Source organism: Streptomyces sp. SCSIO 30461 (assembly GCF_037023745.1).
Taxonomy (GTDB): domain Bacteria; phylum Actinomycetota; class Actinomycetes; order Streptomycetales; family Streptomycetaceae; genus Streptomyces.
Genome location: NZ_CP146101.1, coordinates 1,695,685 through 1,712,154 on the forward strand (window position 1 = coordinate 1,695,685; position 16,470 = coordinate 1,712,154).

At 69.7% G+C, this 16,470-nt stretch carries 11 protein-coding genes and 3 pseudogenes; 9 read left to right on the forward strand and 5 right to left on the reverse strand.

Going from position 1 to position 16,470, the window contains the following annotated elements; translation table 11 throughout:
- Nucleotide 1: 1 nt before the first annotated feature.
- Nucleotides 2-2,593: a Pls/PosA family non-ribosomal peptide synthetase gene (locus tag V1460_RS07760; protein WP_338677954.1), complete on the reverse strand. Its 2,592-nt coding sequence runs from the start codon at nucleotides 2,591-2,593 to the stop codon at nucleotides 2-4.
- 573 nt (nucleotides 2,594-3,166) lie between these two features.
- Between V1460_RS07760 and V1460_RS07765 the strand changes: the two genes are divergently transcribed.
- Nucleotides 3,167-3,520, forward strand: a complete 354-nt coding sequence (locus tag V1460_RS07765; RefSeq protein ID WP_338672951.1) for a DUF805 domain-containing protein — start codon at nucleotides 3,167-3,169, stop codon at nucleotides 3,518-3,520.
- A gap of 490 nt (nucleotides 3,521-4,010) precedes the next feature.
- Here the strand turns inward: V1460_RS07765 and V1460_RS07770 are convergent, their stop codons facing one another.
- Complete coding sequence (locus V1460_RS07770) at nucleotides 4,011-4,259, reverse strand: SCO4226 family nickel-binding protein (protein WP_338672953.1); 249 nt, start codon at nucleotides 4,257-4,259, stop codon at nucleotides 4,011-4,013.
- Between the two features lie 187 nt (nucleotides 4,260-4,446).
- Here V1460_RS07770 and V1460_RS07775 point away from each other — a divergent pair, with 187 nt between their 5' ends.
- Together V1460_RS07775 and V1460_RS36240 are read left to right on the forward strand one after the other, a co-directional pair.
- Nucleotides 4,447-6,630, forward strand: coding sequence for an N-6 DNA methylase (locus V1460_RS07775; RefSeq protein ID WP_338672954.1), 2,184 nt, complete (start codon nucleotides 4,447-4,449; stop codon nucleotides 6,628-6,630).
- Nucleotides 6,631-6,676: 46 nt separating this feature from the next.
- A pseudogene (locus V1460_RS36240) lies at nucleotides 6,677-6,964 on the forward strand (hypothetical protein); the annotation flags it as partial.
- 61 nt (nucleotides 6,965-7,025) lie between these two features.
- On the opposite strand, the gene V1460_RS07785 reads toward V1460_RS36240, so the two are convergent.
- Together V1460_RS07785 and V1460_RS07790 are read right to left on the reverse strand one after the other, a co-directional pair.
- Complete coding sequence (locus tag V1460_RS07785) at nucleotides 7,026-7,292, reverse strand: DUF397 domain-containing protein (protein ID WP_138053142.1); 267 nt, start codon at nucleotides 7,290-7,292, stop codon at nucleotides 7,026-7,028.
- The gene (locus V1460_RS07790) at nucleotides 7,289-8,182 is read right to left on the reverse strand and encodes a helix-turn-helix domain-containing protein (protein ID WP_407077421.1); all 894 of its coding nucleotides are present in this window, start codon (nucleotides 8,180-8,182) and stop codon (nucleotides 7,289-7,291) included. Before V1460_RS07790 ends, V1460_RS07785 begins: the two co-directional genes overlap by 4 nt.
- A 110-nt stretch (nucleotides 8,183-8,292) precedes the next feature.
- On the opposite strand from V1460_RS07790, the gene V1460_RS07795 reads away from it, so the two are divergent.
- The 6 genes and pseudogenes from V1460_RS07795 to V1460_RS07820 all read left to right on the forward strand — a co-directional run bounded on the left by V1460_RS07795 (nucleotide 8,293) and on the right by V1460_RS07820 (nucleotide 15,948).
- Nucleotides 8,293-8,793, forward strand: a complete 501-nt coding sequence (locus V1460_RS07795; RefSeq protein WP_338672957.1) for an ATP-binding protein — start codon at nucleotides 8,293-8,295, stop codon at nucleotides 8,791-8,793.
- 126 nt (nucleotides 8,794-8,919) lie between these two features.
- Nucleotides 8,920-9,947 (forward strand): annotated as a pseudogene (locus tag V1460_RS07800) (protein kinase domain-containing protein).
- 70 nt (nucleotides 9,948-10,017) lie between these two features.
- Nucleotides 10,018-11,187: an AIPR family protein gene (locus tag V1460_RS07805; RefSeq protein WP_338672958.1), complete on the forward strand. Its 1,170-nt coding sequence runs from the start codon at nucleotides 10,018-10,020 to the stop codon at nucleotides 11,185-11,187.
- 98 nt (nucleotides 11,188-11,285) lie between these two features.
- Nucleotides 11,286-13,433 carry a UvrD-helicase domain-containing protein gene (locus tag V1460_RS07810; RefSeq protein WP_338672959.1) on the forward strand — a complete coding sequence of 716 codons (2,148 nt, stop codon included), beginning with the start codon at nucleotides 11,286-11,288 and terminating at the stop codon, nucleotides 13,431-13,433.
- Between the two features lie 119 nt (nucleotides 13,434-13,552).
- Nucleotides 13,553-14,053: pseudogene (locus V1460_RS07815) on the forward strand (SWIM zinc finger domain-containing protein); the annotation flags it as partial.
- Between the two features lie 707 nt (nucleotides 14,054-14,760).
- Entirely contained in the window at nucleotides 14,761-15,948 is a 1,188-nt protein-coding gene (locus V1460_RS07820) for an acyltransferase (protein WP_338672960.1), read from the forward strand.
- A 166-nt stretch (nucleotides 15,949-16,114) separates the two neighbouring features.
- On the opposite strand, the gene V1460_RS07825 is transcribed toward V1460_RS07820, so the two are convergent.
- On the reverse strand, nucleotides 16,115-16,435 hold the full coding sequence (locus V1460_RS07825; protein WP_338672962.1) for a hypothetical protein: 321 nt from the start codon (nucleotides 16,433-16,435) through the stop codon (nucleotides 16,115-16,117).
- Nucleotides 16,436-16,470 lie beyond the last annotated feature (35 nt).

The following is a 16,470-nucleotide window of genomic DNA, read 5'->3' on the forward strand; positions in this document are numbered from 1 at the left end:
CTCAAGACCGGGTGCTGCGGGCGTCCCGCAACTGGGCTGCCGGGTTTCCGCCCCACTGGTCGTACGCGGGCACTTCCTCGCCCTTCATGAGGAAGGAGTCGGCGGCGAGCACCGCACCGTCGCCCATCGACACGCCGTAGTGGACATGGGCACCGACACCGAGCGTGCTGCCGGACCCGATGACGCTGTAGTCGGACTTGAAGGTGCCGTCCTCCTGCGAGTGGCACTGGACCTTGCTGCCGGCGTTGAGGGTGCAGTCGTCGCCGATGGTGGTGAGGGTCCGCTCCGTCATCAAGGCGCCGTCGTCGAAGACGCGCTTGCCGATCCGCACCCCGAGCAGTCTCCAGACCACGTTCTTGAACGGGGTGCCGTTGAGGACGTTGAAGTACTCGCTGGGGACCTTCCAGAGGCGCTCATGCCACCAGAAGTACGGGTCGTAGATGGAGCACAGCTGCGGCTCGAGCGGCCGGAACCGCCCGATGACGCGTTCCACGAGGACGAGGTAGAGCATGGTGAACGCCAGCACGAGGGCCAGGGACACGGCGATCAGCCCCTGCCCGAGCGCGCCGTAGCGGTCGACCGTGGTCAGGCCGATCAGGGTGATGACGAAGAACATGAACCAGCGCATGGAGAGCATCAACGCCATCGAGCGCAGGTTGTAGCGGTTCTTCGCCCCCAGCTGCCGGTGCAGTTCGTCCCCGGTCCTGAGGTGGTCGAACCGCGAGTCGCGCTCCACCGACCGGGGGATCTCGAAGCACGGTGACCCCAAAAGCCCCACGCCCTCACGGATCTCGCCGTCCAGCGGCACCATCACCTTCGTGGCCAGCAGGCAGTTCTCGCCGGTCCTGGCACCGGAGGGGAAGGCGATGTTGTTGCCGAAGAAATTGTGTGCACCGATGGTCGCCCGGGAGACCCGGAAAGACGTGCTGGAGAAGTCCGCGTTCACGACGGAGAGACCGTCCGCGATCATCGTGCCGCTGCCGACGGTGCTCAGAAAGGGAGTTTCGTGCTGCACTTCGGTACCGAAGTTCGAACCGGTCTGCTCGACCCGTGACAGGTCGTATCCCAGCCCCTTGAGGTAGTAGACGATGTAGGAGCTGTCACCGAATAGCCATTTGAAGAACTTGATGTTGGTGAACCGGGAGATCGTCCGATGCACCGAATAGTGGAATCCATAGAGCGGATAAACCTTGTCCGGTTTGATGAAGATATTCATCATCCGGGGCACGGTGAGCATTCCTGCAAGGCCGAGGATGACGAATCCACCGAACAGCACCAGCGAAACGACAAGTGCGTCGATGTATATCGCCGGCGACGTCACCGCGGATGCCCCGGGGTCCAGCAGCTTGCCCAGCGAGGGGATTTCCGTGACCAGGATGTAGGCCCCGCCGATACCCAACGGCACATACAGCAGAAACATCTGGAGCAGGGTGGCGAGGCCGTAGCCCGCCCGCCGCAGCGTCCCGCACTTCGCGGGGGCCACCCGCAAGTAGTCGATCTCCGTGCGCTCGGCGGGGGACCCGTGCCAGTGCTCGCCGTGCGGGATGTGCTCGCCTCTCTGGAGCGCGGACGAGTGCCCCAGCTGTGCGCCGTCACCCATCGACGTGTCGATGTCGAGCACGGTCTTCTCGCCGATGAGGACATCCCGTCCCAGCGTGATCGGGCCGGTCTGGACGAGCCCGGCGTGCGCCCGGTAGCAGAGGAGGAACGAGTCCTTGCGTACCACCGTCCCCTCGCCGATGGTCAGCAGGTCGGTGCAGACCGGGATGGTGCGGGAGAGCAGTGTGACGTTCTTCCCGATCTTCGCGCCGAGGGCCCGCAGGTACAGCACATAGAGCGGGTTCCCGACCAGAAGGACCATCGGGCTGGCATGGATCAGCACCTTGACGGTCCAGAAACGCAGATACGTCAGGCCCCACACCGGGAACTCGCGCGGCTTCCAGCGCCCGATGAGCAGCCACTTCGCCACGATCGGGAACGTGCAGAGCGCGATCATCCCGGCACTGCCGAACACCATGGAGCGCAGATAGACGTCCAGAGCGCCCGAGGCGGTGGACACCCACCCGTACCCGGCGGCGGTGACCGTACCGGCGGCGAAGCAGTAGCCGAGGAAGATCAGGAACTGCGCGGTCCCGCACAGCACATAGGCCGACCCCGCGGCCCGCGCGCCCTCGCATGGCCGGTGGCCGGGTTCGGCCCCGGCGCCGTCCGCTCGCGCTGCTTCCGCCCCGGGTTCGGTCGCCGGCTCGGCGGCCGACTCCTCGACTGCGGCAGGCGGCGCCGTCACTTCCACTTCCATGAGTGCGCTCGCGAGGCTGCGAATCGTCGGGTTCTTGTAGACGTCCTTCATCGAGACCGAAGGCAGGTCGTCCCGCTTCCGGACGCGGGCGCAGAACTGCGCCATCACCAGTGAATTGGCCCCCAGATCATTGAAGAAGTGGCTGTCGACAGACACCCGTTCGATGCTGACGACCTCAGCCAGCACCTCGGCGAAAATCTGCTCGGTACCATTGGCCGGATCCGCGCTGCCGCTTTTCGTTATTTCCGATTGACCCGGCCTGGGCGTCAAGACCTCGACAGATTTTTCCTCCATGCGAGTCTCTCTTTTCTGATCACAAAACCCTGCCCCTAGTCTCCGTCGCCCCTGGTCGCGGTGCCACTCGAAGCCACTCGTGTCGGCCTGCCCGGTAGCGCCTTCCGCACGCAGGGGGCGTATGCGGCCCGGGTTGGGGAGCTTGCGCGGCGTCGGCCGGGAATGGGCCGAACGGGTTAGTGGTGGCCCGGTGAAGGGATGATGCGCTGAACACTCATTCGAGCGTTGTGCCAATTCCTCCGCCATATCGCGGCTATTCATGGAAATGGGGGTAATGAAAAAACAGGCTCGCGGTGCTCCGTCCGCTACGGCGTCGGCGGCGGGAGTGTCGAACCGGCGGGGGAAGTGTCGACATCGGCGCTGACCCGGGTCGGCACTCCTCGCGGATGCGGCGATCGTTATGGCGTCAACGTCAGAGCAAATCAGAGTAAATCAGGGCAGATGGCGCTGATCTTGGTTACCGATCGGCGGCATCCGGATAACTTATTGACCAGTGCACATCAGGCCATCTACATTCCGCGCTGGCTTGTTCTTACACACCGGCGCTCCGCCGCTCGATCCCCGGGAAGACCCATGCACTGGTACCTCGACGTCCTCAAGAAGTACGCCGTGTTCAGCGGCCGCGCGCGCCGCCAGGAGTTCTGGATGTTCACGCTCATCAACGTGATCGTCCAGCTGGTGCTGATGGGCCTCGACTACGGAGTTCTCGGCCTCGGGATCCTCGGCCCGATCTACGTTCTCCTGACGTTCCTCCCCAGCCTCGGTGTGACCGTCCGCCGCCTCCACGACACCGGCCGTTCGGGCTGGTTCGTGCTCCTCGGCATCATCCCGCTGGTCGGCCCCATCATCGTGCTGGTCTTCATGGCCGGCGAGGGCAAGCCGGAGGCGAACGAGTACGGCGAGAACCCGAAGCTCGCGACCGCCTGAGGACGCCCCTGCACGGCGCCATCGTGGCCCGTCAGCCCATCCGGGCTGACGGGCCACCGTCGTGTGATCGTGCTGTGAGCGGTCGCCCGCGCGATCACCGGCCCGCAGGTCGCTTCTCGGCCGGTGGCCCTTGGGTCCGCGGTGACGAAAAGTGCCTGCCGATTGGTGTCCCGTTCCGCCGGTGGGCAACTGTGTCATGCGTCCCGCCCGGTCTTCGTCTTCGCAACGGCCGGTGAGCTGCCGACCCTCACTCTCACCCTCCGGGAGACCCGGCCGGTGGTCGGCGAGAAGTGGACTGACTCCGGCAGGCGTCACGGCAGGCGGGGGCTCAAGTCCCGCGAGGTCACGGCGGACCGGCCGGTACCCGTTCCGCCGCCGCTGGTGACGGCGCCTTGTCCGCGCCCACGCGACCGAGGGGGCCCTCCGCGCAAGGAGGGCCCCCTTTGGGGTATGCGGAACTTGTGCGCGCATTTCCGCGCCGGGCGCGGTGTCAGGCCGTCAGCGGCACCGGGTGGATCTCGTCCGCCGGGTGGCCGGCGCGCTCGTGAATGCGCCGCACCGCCTCCGCCGACGGCGCCTCCGACAGGCAGTAGACCTCGCCGGACTTAGGGTCTGCCCAGGCCTGCTTGAAGTGCACCCGCTCCTCGCCCTCGATGGCCAGGTCCGCGCGATGCGCTTCCTGCAGCTGCTCGCTGGTGATCCCCTTCATCCCGTGGTGAACGTCCATGAACTCGGCCATGATCACGCACCTCCTGATCGCTGGTACTTCCATGCTGCACCCGGTATCGGAAGCCCACCTCATGAGCGACGAAGCGTCGCCGGTCCGCCATCCGGGGTGTCATGAAAGCACTGTCAAACAAGAATTGCCTTTTTGGCTGTGGTGTAGTCTGTGAGCTGTTCACTCCGAGGAGAGGTGTCGCCCGGCCATGCCCGAGACAACAGCCCATGTGACAGCCGCGGATATCTCCCGCATCGCCGGTGTCACCCGGGCCACCGTCAGCAACTGGCGCAGGCGGCACGACGACTTCCCCGCTCCGACCGGCGGCACCGACACCAGCCCGCTCTACGAACTCGGAGCGGTCCGGGCATGGCTCGGCTCACGCGGTCACCCGCGCGTCGCCGACGCCCGGGAGGAACTCCGCACCGCGGTCCGCCTCCAGACGTCCGACCCGGACAGAACGACCGGCCGCATCGGCTTCGTCCTCGCGCTCGCCCGCCGTGCCCCGGACGAGACGGCGGCGCTCGCCGACCTCACGGACGCCGAACTCGCCGCTCGCGCCTCCGAGGAGGCGGCCGGACTCCTTGCCTCGCTCCCCGGTCCGACGACACCCTCAGGCCCTCTCTTCTCCGCGCCCGACGGCACCACGCTGCGCGCGCTCCTGCGCTGCGTGCGCGAGGCGGGAGGTCCGGCCGCCCTCACGGTGCTCGCGGAAAGGGAGCTCGATGACGGTGCCACGACCGGCGTGTACGGGACTCCGGAGCGCTTGGCGCAGCTGGTCGAGGCGTTGCTCCCGGCCGGGGTCGCGCGCGTCCTGGATCCGGCCTGCGGCAGCGGCACGCTCCTGGCGGCCGCCGCCGGGCGCGGTGTCACCGAACTCCTCGGCCAGGACTCCGTACCCGTGCAGGCCCAGCGCGCCGCGGCCGGGCTGAGGATCGTCGCGCCAGGCGCCGAGGTCACCGTGCGCATCGGCGACAGCCTGCGCGCGGACGCCTTCGACGATCTGACGGCCGACGCGGTGGTGTGCAACCCGCCGTACGGCGACCGCGACTGGGGCCACGACGAGCTCGCCTACGACCCGCGCTGGGCGTACGGCGTGCCGGTGCGTTCCGAGTCCGAGCTCGCCTGGGTGCAGCACTGCCTTGCCCACCTCGTCCCCGGCGGTTGGGCCGTGCTGATCCTGCCGCCCGCCACCGCCTCCCGCGCCTCCGGGCGCAGGGTCCGGGCCGAGCTGGTGCGCAGCGGCGCCGTGCGGGCCGTGCTGGCCCTCCCGGCAGGTGCCGCGCCACCCCTGCACGTGGGCCTGCACCTGTGGGTCCTGTGCCGGCCCGAGCCGGGCGGTCCGGAGCGGAGGTCGGTGCTGTTCGTCGACACGGCCGGCGCACCCTCGCCGGAGACCGGGGAGCGGGCCACGGGCGGGCCGCGCACGAGTTCCTCCCGGGCCCCGATCGACTGGCCCGGACTGACGACCCGGACACTCGCCCACTGGGAGGCCTTCACCGCCGACCCGGACCGGTTCGAGGCCGAGCCCGGCACCGCACGCGCGGTACCGGTCCTCGACCTCCTCGACGACCTCGTCGACCTCACCCCGGCCCGCCTGGTCCGCATCTCGCGTACGGACGTCGACCCCGTCGAGCTGTCCACCCGTACGGAGACGGGCCGCCGAGAGCTGACCGAGGCCGCCCGCGCCCTCCTCGACACGGCTGACCACACCGGCTGGACGGCACCCGGCCGCTCGGCCCGGGACTGGCGAACGGCCACCGCCTCCGACCTCGCCCGGGGCGGGGCACTGACCCTGCTCCGTACCGTGCCGGACACCAAGGCTCCGGAGCCGGACGGGGGGGACCCCACGGCCGCGCCGGTCCTCACCGGGGCCGACATCGCCCGGGGGACGGGCCCGACCGGCGACCCGACGGAGCTGGGCTCCGCGACCGCCACCGCACCGGTGATCGCCGCCGGAGATGTCCTCGTCCGGGCGGTCGTCGGCGGTGCCGGGCCGATGGCCCGGGTGGCCGACGACGCGGACGCGGGCGCACTCCTCGGCCCTCAGGTCCACCTCCTGCGCCCCGACCCGGCCCGCCTGGACCCCTGGTTCCTGGCCGGATTCGTCGGCTCGGCGGAGAACGTCGCCGGGGCCTCCACCGGCAGCACCGTCCTGCACGTCGCCCCGGGCCGGCTCCGGGTCCCGCTGCTCCCACTGGAGGAGCAGCGCCGCTACGGCGAGGCCTTCCGGTACGTCCACGACCTGCGCGCCCGGGCACGGCAGGCCGCGCGGCTCGCGGAGGAGACGGCGGCCCTGCTGGCGGACGGCCTCACGGGCGGCGCGCTGCTCCCGACCGAGGGCCCGCCTTCGGTCACGGCCGGGCCGTCGGCCGACACCGAACCGGCCTGAACCGCACCCGAACTTCGCACCCATCCACCACACTTGTCCGCACGCCAAGTTCGGCACGGAATTCACCGAACAGGACGTCATCCGGCCCTTCGAGGAGGCCAAGGCCGACGCCAAGGTCCGGGCCGCGGCCGTCGTCAACGACGAGGACAACTTCGGCAGGGTCTTCGACAAGGTCTTCGCCGACAAGATGGCCGACCACGTCGACTCCATCGCCGGTCTCGGCCGCCAGTACTTCGGCGCGGACCGGAACTTCAAGTCCAGCCTGGACCGCAGCGCACGCCGCGCCGCGTGGCGGATGATCCGCCGCGAGGAGGGTGTGGACGACGCGGCGTAGCCGCCCTCGGCATGAGTCGGGGGCCTTGTACACCTCGGCGGTGTACGAGGCCCCTTCCGCGTCAGGCTGTCTGCTCGGCCGCCAACTCCACGAGCCCGGCCCACGCCTGGGGGCTCACGCTCAGCACGGGCCCGCCGAGCTGCTTGGAGTCGCGGACGTGCACGGTGCCGGGGGTGGCGGCCACCTCGACGCACTCGCCGCCCTCAGCACCGCTGTAGCTGCTCTTCCGCCAGGCGACCTCCACGCACTGACCGCCCTCGCCGCTGCTGTAGCTGCTCTTCCGCCACAGGAGTTCCGGTTCCTTGGGTGAAGTTCGTGCCGTGTTCATAGCTCTCCCAGCAACTTCTCGACGAGTTCCGTGGTCTCCTGAGGCGTGAGCGCCTGCGATCGGATGATCCCATGACGCGCCGCCACAGAGCGGACCTCGTTGCGATCTGTGAGCAGGATGCTGCGCCCCTGGACCTCCAGGTACGCCACGTGGTCACCGGTCCTGGTCGTGATCAGAGTGAACGGCCCGTCGACCCCCGCGTTGTCCTCGCGGCTGACAGGCATGACCTGGATCTCGACATTGCGCTTCTGCCCGATGAGAAGAATCTGTTCCAACACACCGCGCAGCACAACTGTCCCACCATATGGGCGCCGCAGCACTGCCTCATCGATGACGAAACTCATCAGTGGGGCAGGCCATCGGCCGAAGATGTCCTGTCTGGCTGCCCGAGAGGCAACGCGCTGTTCGATGGTGGCCTCATCCAACAGTGGTCGCCGCATAGCGAGAAGCGCGCGCGTGTACTCCTCCGTTTGCAGCAGCCCAGGCACGGCCTGCGTCGCGTACAGGAACAGCTCAAGGGCCTCCGCCTCCAACCGCGCCATGTCCCGGAAGAAGGCCGGATACTGCGCCCGCGCCACCTCCTCCTTCAGCGCCTTGAGTACACCCCCCGCGTCCAGCACGTCGTCCGACTGGTCGATGAACCTCGGCGGCGGGATACGCCGCCCCTGCTCGAACGAGGCGATCGACTGCGCCGCGTATCCCACCAGCTTCCCGAACTCGGCCCGTTCCAGCCCGGCCCGGGTCCGGAACAGCTTCAACTGCCTTCCGAACGCCGTGACCACGCCCTGCCCAGGCTCCTCCTCCGGCCGCTGCCCCACCGGACCCGCCGACCCGGGCCGCTCCTCCGGCTCCTCCGGCTCCCGTCCGGCCCTCGCGTCATCTTCCCGCACAGCCGCCACCCTTCCGCGCGCGTACACCGCACCGCCTGCCCGCGTACAAGCGGAACGCGACGGCGCGTCACCCATGGTCACGCTACGCCACCGCGGCCCACCGTGGAGCCATGACGAACAACCCCACCGGCACTGCCGACCCCACCCAACCCACGATGCCCGCACACCACTTCGAGATGCGCTTCACCTCCACGCCCCGCGGCGCCCGGCTCGCCCGCCGGCTGTGCGCGGAGCGGCTGCACGCCTGGGGGCTCCCGTACGGCACCGAGGCGCATGACGCCGTGACTCTCCTCGTGGCCGAGCTCACCGCGAACGCCGTCCACCACGGCCGCGTGCCGGGCCGGGACTTCCACGTGCGCCTCACCGTGCCCGCACAGCCGTTCTCCACCGTGCGGATCGAGGTGGCCGACACCCGCGGCGAGCGGCTCCCGGAACCCGCACAGCACTTCCCCGGCCCCGACCGTACCGACGGGCGCGGTCTTTTCCTCGTCGCCGCCCTCGCCGACCGATGGGGCTGGGGCCCACGGCTTCGCGAGGCACCCGGCAAGGTCGTGTGGGCCGAGTACGACAGGCGAAACCACGACGCACAGACGGTTCTCGGCCAGATGTGACAGACCTCGTACACCTCCCTGGACGGAAGATCGCCACGCCCACCACACCGGTTCCGACATGTCGGGCCGGCCGACACCACCTCGGGTAGCACGTCGGCGACAGCAACACCACGGGGCAGGGGTACGGTGCCGCAGCGGATCATCGACGGACGTTACGAACTCCTGGAGGAGCTCAGCCACGGCGGCATGGGTGACGTCTGGCGCGGCTACGACTCCGTGTTGGACCGGCCCGTGGCCGTGAAGCTCATCCGGTCCCAGGCCGTCACCTCGCCGCAGTTGGCGGACGAGCTCGCCAAGCGGTTCCGGCGCGAGGCCCAGATCACGGCCCGCATCCGGCACCCCGGTGTGCCGCAGGTCTACGACGCCGTGCTCGACGACACCCACGAGCGTCTGTTCCTCGTCATGGAGCTGGTCGAGGGCGTCCCGCTGTCCGTCTACGTGGACCCGGCCCGGCCGGCGCCCCGGACCCGACCGGGCTGTTCCGCCACCCGTACGCGCCCCGCTCCCGGCCCCGGCCGGTGGCTGCCCCGACGCCCTCGGGGAAGCAGGCTCCCGCGCCCGCCCCCGTACCGGACGAACTCAGGGCGGACATCAAAGACGCTCACGCGCACTCCGACGCCCTCCTCCAAGAGGAGCGCTTCACACAGGCCGCAGAGGTCCTCAGCGAGGTCATCGAACCCGCCGCCCGCGCCCTCGGCACCGAGAACCGGCAGGTGCTCGAACTGCGTACGAAGCGGGCGGCGGTCCGGCTGCTCGGCGGGGACTACCGTGCCGCCCTGCCCGAGTTCACAGCGCTGGCCGACGCGTACGGCCGCATCGCGGGGCCCACGAGCGAGCATGCCCGCGGCTGCCGCGCCCAGGCCGCCCGATGCCGTGCCGAACTCGGACAGGTGACGGAGGCGCTCACGGCGCTGGAAGCCGTACTTGCCGTGGTCCGGGTCGTGGACAGCGACGTCAGCGAGGAAGCCGTGGAGCTCCGCCGAGACATCGGCATGCTGCTGCTCGCCCAGGGCCGGGCCGCCGACGCCGCGGTCGTCCTCGAACCACTGCATGCCGACCTGAACGTCGTCTACGGCCCGGCGGACGAACTGACCGCGGAGGTCGCCGAGGCGCTGGCGCTGATACGGCTCGACCTCGACGGCGGGGATGCCTGAACCGGCGGGACACCACCGGAACGATCGACCCGGCGGGCGACGCGGCCCGGCAGGCGGGAGGGGAAAGAACATGAGCGCGACACACGGCCCGGGCGCCCCGCCCAATGTGGCCACCCAGGTCCGACAGGTGGGCAGCGCTCTGAAGAGCACCTATCAAGGGCTCCTCGACATCGACGACCTGGAAGGCTACACCGGGGACGCCTACGACAACCGCATGCTGTCGCGGGCCCTCACGGCACAGGCCGTGCGCATCGTGACCGGCTTCAGCCATGCCGAGGCGGCGGCCACGGTGATCGACGGGCATGCCGACCAGGGCATCGACGCCATCGCGGTCGTCGATGGCCCGGACCCGCACGTGTATCTCGTCCAGGCGAAATGGAGCCCCGAGGGGCGGGCCGGAGCCGACCGCAAGGCCGTCCTCGAACTCCTGGCGGGACTGCGGCTCATCGACGACGAGGACTTCGCGCCGTTCAACCCGCGCGGTCGGCAACTGGCCGAGTACGCCAAGACCGTCATGGACAAGGGCCCCGTGCCCGTCACCCAGGTCGTGGTCCTGATGCGGCCCGACCAGCCGGGACAGGGCTTCCTGCAGGTGATCGCCAACGGGGAGAACGAATTCAACCGCTTCGGGAACGTCCTGGGAAACCGCATCATCCTCGCCCCCGAGGTGTGGGCGTCCGTACGGAGCGACCAGGCCCCCGAGCCGGTGGTCCTCACGGCGGAGCTGTACCCCTGGTTCGGCATGGGTTCGGACGCACTCCACGACTCCTACCAGGGAGTCGTGGACGCCGAGCAGGTGGGGGAGTGGGCCCGACACGGTGCGGGCCTGTTCAGCCTCAACATCCGCAACCCGCTGGGCCGCACCGTCATCAACAACGCCCTCGTCCACACCCTCACCGAGGAGCCCGCGCACTTCTGGTACTACAACAACGGCATCACCGTGCTGTGCGACCGGGTCGAGAAGGTCGAGCGGTCCGCCCGCGCCCCGCAGCACCGCCCGCTCGCCCTGACCCTGCACAACGCGAGCGTGGTGAACGGCGCCCAGACTGTGCGGGCGGTGGCCGAGGCCCTGGCCCAGGGTTCGAACTCCGCCGCCGCTACGAGGGGCGCGGCGCCGCGCTCACCGAGCACGGCGCCTACCTCGTCGCCCACATGGTGTTCAGGCTCCTCGACCCCGAGTCCATGGGCGAACCCGACGTCGCCGGTACGACGCTGGCCGACCTCGCCTGGGGAGCCCTGAACGCGCTCGACGAGGCGGACGAACCCTCCGATCCCACCGAACCCGTGCCGGGTGCGGATCCGACCGACCAGTAGAACCACCGGGAGAGACGCTCCGCCATGCCCCGCCTCGCCTTCGACATCGCCTTCTGCGCCCAGCTCCCCAAGCTCCAGGGCACGGTCCGCAAGGGGGTCTTCGACGCCTGGGGGAAGTTCGAACGGCTCACCCTGAAGCAGCTGTTCAAGGATCCCGGCCTGAAACTGGAGTCGCTCACGAACGCCCGGGACCCGCTCATCCGGACCATCAGGATCGACCGCGGCACCCGAGGGGTCGTGCTGGCACCCGACAGCGGGGACACCTATGTCCTGCTGCGGGTACTGCCGCACGACGAGGCCAACGCGTGGGCGGTCAAGCAGAAGGCGTCCATCAACACGGTCACCCGGGCCGTCGAGATCCGCGACATCGCCGTCCTGGAGGAGCTCACCCCCGCGTACGAACGGACCGCACCCGCCCCCGAACAGCGGCTCTTCGCCGCGCACTCGGACGGCGATCTCGCGGCCCTCGGCATCGACGGGACCACCCTGCGCCAGGCCCGGGTCCTGACCAGCCTGGAGCAACTGGAGGCCTTTGCACCGTTCTTTCCCCAGGACCAGCGGGAGGTGCTCGAATACCTCGCCGCCGGCTTCACGGTGGAGGAGGTCTGGCGGGACGTGGTCGCCGTCCACCTCGCCGCCGCCGACAGCGCGGGGCCCGTGAACCCCGCCGACTACGAGACGGCCATCCGGCACACCCGCACCCGCATCGCCCTGGTCACCGGATCGGACGAGCTCAGCGAGATCCTCGACAAACCCTTCGCCGCCTGGCGGGTCTTCCTCCACCCGTCCCAGCACAAGGTGGCCTACCGGGCCTCGTACTCCGGACCTGCCCAGGTCACCGGAGGACCCGGCACGGGCAAGACGGTCGTCGCCCTGCACCGCGTACGCCACCTGCTCGGCCACCTCCGGGACGGGGACCGGATCCTGCTCACCACCTACACGAACACTCTGGTGGCCGCTCTGCGCTCGGGCCTCGCCGAGCTCGTCGACGACGCGACGCTCCGGGACCGGGTGGACGTCATGACCGTCGACGCCTTCGCCGGACGGGTGCTGTCCACCTCCCGCCGGCCGCTGCGTGCAGGCGAGGAGCAGGCTCGCTGGGCACGGGCCGCGCGGGCCGCGGGCTCCACCGGGAGCCCGCAGTTCCTCGCCCAGGAGTACAAGCACGTGGTCCTCGCCCGGAACCTGCGGACGTACGAGGAGTACGAGGCCGCCGAGCGCAAGGGGCGCGGCAGCGCGCTGCCCGCCGCGGCCCGGCCGCCGGTGTGGGCCGCCATCGAGGAGTTCACCGCCCGGCTGGCCTCCGACGGGCTGCGGACCCACCTCGGCACCTGCGCGGAGGCCGCGGACCTGTTGGAGCGGACCGGGCCGCGCTACCGGCACGTGGTCGTCGACGAGGCCCAGGACCTGCATCCCGCCCAGTGGCGTCTGCTGCGCGCTGCCGCTCCGGTCAGCCCGGACGACCTGTTCATCGCCGGGGACCCGCACCAGAGGATCTACGACAGCAGGGTCTCCCTGAAGGCGGTCGGGATCAGGGTGACAGGGCGGTCGACGAAGATGCGCAGGAACTACCGCTCCACGCACGAGATCCTCAGCTGGTCGACCGCGCTGCTCGTCGGCCGCCCCTTCGCGGAACTGGAGGACGACGCCCGCCACGAAACCCTGCTCGGCTACCGCTCGGCCCTGCGCGGGAGCGGCCCCGAGACCCATGGGGCGGGTTCCCCGGAAGCGGAGCTGACGGCGCTCGTCGAGCGCGTGCGCGGCTGGCTGGACGACGGAATCGCCCCCGGTGACATCGGCGTGAGCACCCGCTCCAACCGGACCTGCGACCAGGTGACGGAACACCTCACCGCGGCAGGCATCCCCGCTCAGCGGCTGCGGGCGGACCGGCCGTCAGCCGCCGACGCCGTGAATGTCGGCACCATGCACTCCTTCAAGGGCCTGGAGTACCGGTGCGTCGCGGTGGTCGGCGTCCGCGACGGCGCCGTGCCCCACCCCAAGGCGCTGACGCCCGTGGACGTCGACCGTCTCCAGCACGAAGCCGACCTGCTGGCCGAACGCTGCCTGCTGTTCGTCGCCTGCACCCGGGCCCGCGACGGCCTGTACGTGTCCTGGTCGGGGGACCCCAGCCCTTTCCTGCTTGTGGAAGGTGGTACTCGCTCACGGGGATAACCCTCCCTGGCACTGGTCGAGTTGGAGGATAAACCCACTGAAGTCGTCGACTCGCACCCCCAGCCCTCCTAGGGTGGCGGAGTATCGACTCCACAACCACAGCAGGGCGGAAAAGAATCATGCGCGGCCTCACCGAGGCGAACCTCAGGACGCTGGCCGGTGCTCGTTCCTTCGAACGCGGCCGCGGGTACCTCGACGCGGTGTCCGGGGTCGAGGTCGGTGACGGCTGGGTCACCGCGAGCGTCCACGGCACGGAGCGGTACGAGGTGGAGCTGACCCTGGACGGGCCCGGCGCGCTGGCCGGCGAGTGCGACTGCCCGTACGGCCTGGAGGGCAACTTCTGCAAGCACCTGGTCGCCCTCGGCCTGACGGTGCTCGCCCAGCGGGAGAGCCTGCCACGGCAGCGGAAGGCGGCTCGGGAGCGCGCGCAGGACCTCGACGGTTGGCTGTCCGCCCTGTCCAAGGACGAGTTGCTCGCTGTGCTGAGGGAACAGATCGGCGAGGACCGGCAGTTGCGGCAGCGCCTGGAGCTGCGGGCCGCGAGCGCCCGAGGGGACCTTGCCGTGGTCCGGTCCCGTGTCCGCGATCTGCTCGACATCGGCCCCCTCGCGCAGTCCGGATGAACCGCTGGACCGTGTTCGACGGTGGTATGGCGTCGTTCTGCGTGGCGGTACTGACCGGCGAGGTGAACCCGTTCAGCGAACGGCTCTCGGCAGGGGCCGGCATGAGTTCATGAGCTGGCGCGGGATGTAGGGGCCGGGCCCGTACTCCAGCCGGATTTCGCCGTCTGACCTGGGACGATCCCGGACGGCAAGGCTCGCACAGCCGCGATGCTGCTGCATCGCGTGCTTCAACGGGCACGGCGGGCGCCGGATACGCGATGCCGGGTCCACTACCGTCCGGGCCGCCCGTGACCTGCGCCTGACCTGGCCGACGGTGACGGATGCCTTCCGCACCGCCGCCCGCAACGTCACGTGACGCTCTTGCTCGAGGTGGAGGTGCTGGGCATCGACGAGCCCCGGGCGCAGACGGCCGCGCTGGGAAAAAGGCCCCATCACCGGCTTGTGGCAACTGGTCGCGACCGGTGGCACACCGGCTTCGTCGACGCGCGCGGCACCGTGGCCTGCTCGGCCAGGTCGGGAGTCGCACCGCCGCGGGCGTACTGGCCTGCATCGCATCCCACGCCGTTGGTATGGAGGGAGAATGTCCGGCACGTGGCTGACATGTCCATCTTCAAGGCGGAATGCGAGGGTGCTTCCTTGCCGGTAGCGTCGGGCTGCTCGGAGGGCAGGTCTCGGCGCCGCACGTCAGGGCTGATAATCGCGGGATGCAACTCGTGACTCACGCCCACCGTCGGCCGACGGTGGACCTGTCGGGCAGGGACAGGCTGCCGTCTCTGACGGGGCTCCGTTTCTGGGCGGCACTCCTCGTCGTTCTGTATCACCTGTCCCGTCTGGTCGGGGAGATACCCGGCCTGAGCCAGACGGTGTGGTACGGCCGCAGCGGCGTCACCTTCTTCTTCGTGCTGTCCGGTTTCGTCCTGGCATGGACCTACGACGGTGCGATGGTCCCCGCGAAGGTCTTCCTTTGGCGGCGCTTCGCCCGTATCTGGCCACTCATGGCCGTCACGGGCGCTGCGTCCGTCGGGGTGTGGCTCTGGTTGGGCAAGGCGGTGTCAGTGAAAGCCGTGATCGCGAACTTGCTCCTCATCCACGCCTGGATCCCCGAAACCCTCAAGGGTGCCAACCCGGCCGCCTGGTCTCTCAGTGATGAAGCCTGGTTCTATCTGATCTTCCCGCTGCTGATGGTCCTCCCGGCGTTCCGCTCAAGCCGTGGCCGCCTTTGGATCTGCTTTCTGACCTGTGCAGGTGTGCTCGCGGTGTGGCTGAGCGGCTCCCTCATCACCGATACGGCGACGAGAGTGTGGCTGCTGGACTACCTGCCTCTGACGCGCATGCTGCAGTTCATGCTCGGAGTGGCCGCGGGGCTTGCGGTGGCTCGTGGCTGGCGACCGCCTCTCGGTCTCTGGTCGGCTGTGCTGCTGACGGCTGCCTGGCACCTCGTGCTGATCCCCTGGTCGTGGTATGCCCCCGACGCTCTGTGGTACGGCCCGCTGCATGCCTCGCACCTCCTGTCCACGCCGGTGTTCGCCCTGCTCGTCGCGGCGGCTGCGCGTGCGGATTTGGACGGCCGCAGGACCGGCCTGGGAGGCCGTTGGTCCGTGCGCCTCGGCCACTGGTCGTTCGCGTGGTACCTCATCCACGAGATCGTCATCAGAACCTGGCTGGGTGTGTACGGCCGCCCCGACGGCTTGCCCGACACGGCTCTCGTATGGCTGCTGGTGATCGTGGTTAGCCAGGCATTGTCCGGCTGCGCCTACCACTTGGTGGAACACCCTCTGGAGCGGCTGCTCCGAGCAGCGGGGCCCCGGGCTCGCAGTGACCCGCGGCCCTGGGGTGACTCCGACGTTTCCGTGGCTGCTGGCTCCCCACCGGCCGAGACCAAGCAGGTATAGCGCCACCGCCAGAGGAGCTGATCTGTGGACCTTGCCCTGGTTCCGGAAGAGATCCAACGGCGGCTCTACGGCGCCTTCGGGCTGGAGATCCGCTACAACCGGCCCCGAGAAGAGCTGACCTTGCGGGTGACGATCCAGGGCTGCCTGGTTGACGGACCGGTGTCCGTCACCCGTGAGCTGGAGTCATGGAACAAAAAATCGGGCGCCCGCACCGAAGTGCTGGCACCCGATCATGGCAGGTGTCGAGGTGAGCCCGTAGGTCCTCCTGGGTGTGCTCGGCCTCCGTCGCGCGGCCCAGCGCGTACAACTGGTCGACGATGCCGACGTGGGCGTCGAGGCGGTACTCGCCATCGCAGGCGGCGGCGCGCCGGAACAGAGACAGAGCCCCCTCGGCCTCGCCGTGTCGGACCGTGAGCCATCCGGCGTCCACCAGTGCCCGTGGTTCCTCCGGATCACCGGCGTGCTCATCCGCCCAGCGTTCGCACATGGCGGCGGACGGCTCTCCCCGCTGGGTGCCAAGGA

Bases quoted from the DNA above. Each gene is read 5' to 3' on its own strand.
- V1460_RS07810 (WP_338672959.1), top strand. From the start codon at position 11,286: ATGCCCCGCCTCGCCTTCGACATCGCCTTCTGCGCCCAGCTCCCCAAG.
- V1460_RS07805 (WP_338672958.1), top strand. From the start codon at position 10,018: ATGAGCGCGACACACGGCCCGGGCGCCCCGCCCAATGTGGCCACCCAG.
- V1460_RS07820 (WP_338672960.1), top strand. From the start codon at position 14,761: ATGCAACTCGTGACTCACGCCCACCGTCGGCCGACGGTGGACCTGTCG.
- V1460_RS07775 (WP_338672954.1), top strand. From the start codon at position 4,447: ATGCCCGAGACAACAGCCCATGTGACAGCCGCGGATATCTCCCGCATC.
- V1460_RS07765 (WP_338672951.1), top strand. From the start codon at position 3,167: ATGCACTGGTACCTCGACGTCCTCAAGAAGTACGCCGTGTTCAGCGGC.
- V1460_RS07825 (WP_338672962.1), bottom strand. From the start codon at position 16,435: ATGTGCGAACGCTGGGCGGATGAGCACGCCGGTGATCCGGAGGAACCA.
- V1460_RS07760 (WP_338677954.1), bottom strand. From the start codon at position 2,593: ATGGAGGAAAAATCTGTCGAGGTCTTGACGCCCAGGCCGGGTCAATCG.
- V1460_RS07785 (WP_138053142.1), bottom strand. From the start codon at position 7,292: ATGAACACGGCACGAACTTCACCCAAGGAACCGGAACTCCTGTGGCGG.
- V1460_RS07770 (WP_338672953.1), bottom strand. From the start codon at position 4,259: ATGGCCGAGTTCATGGACGTTCACCACGGGATGAAGGGGATCACCAGC.
- V1460_RS07795 (WP_338672957.1), top strand. From the start codon at position 8,293: ATGACGAACAACCCCACCGGCACTGCCGACCCCACCCAACCCACGATG.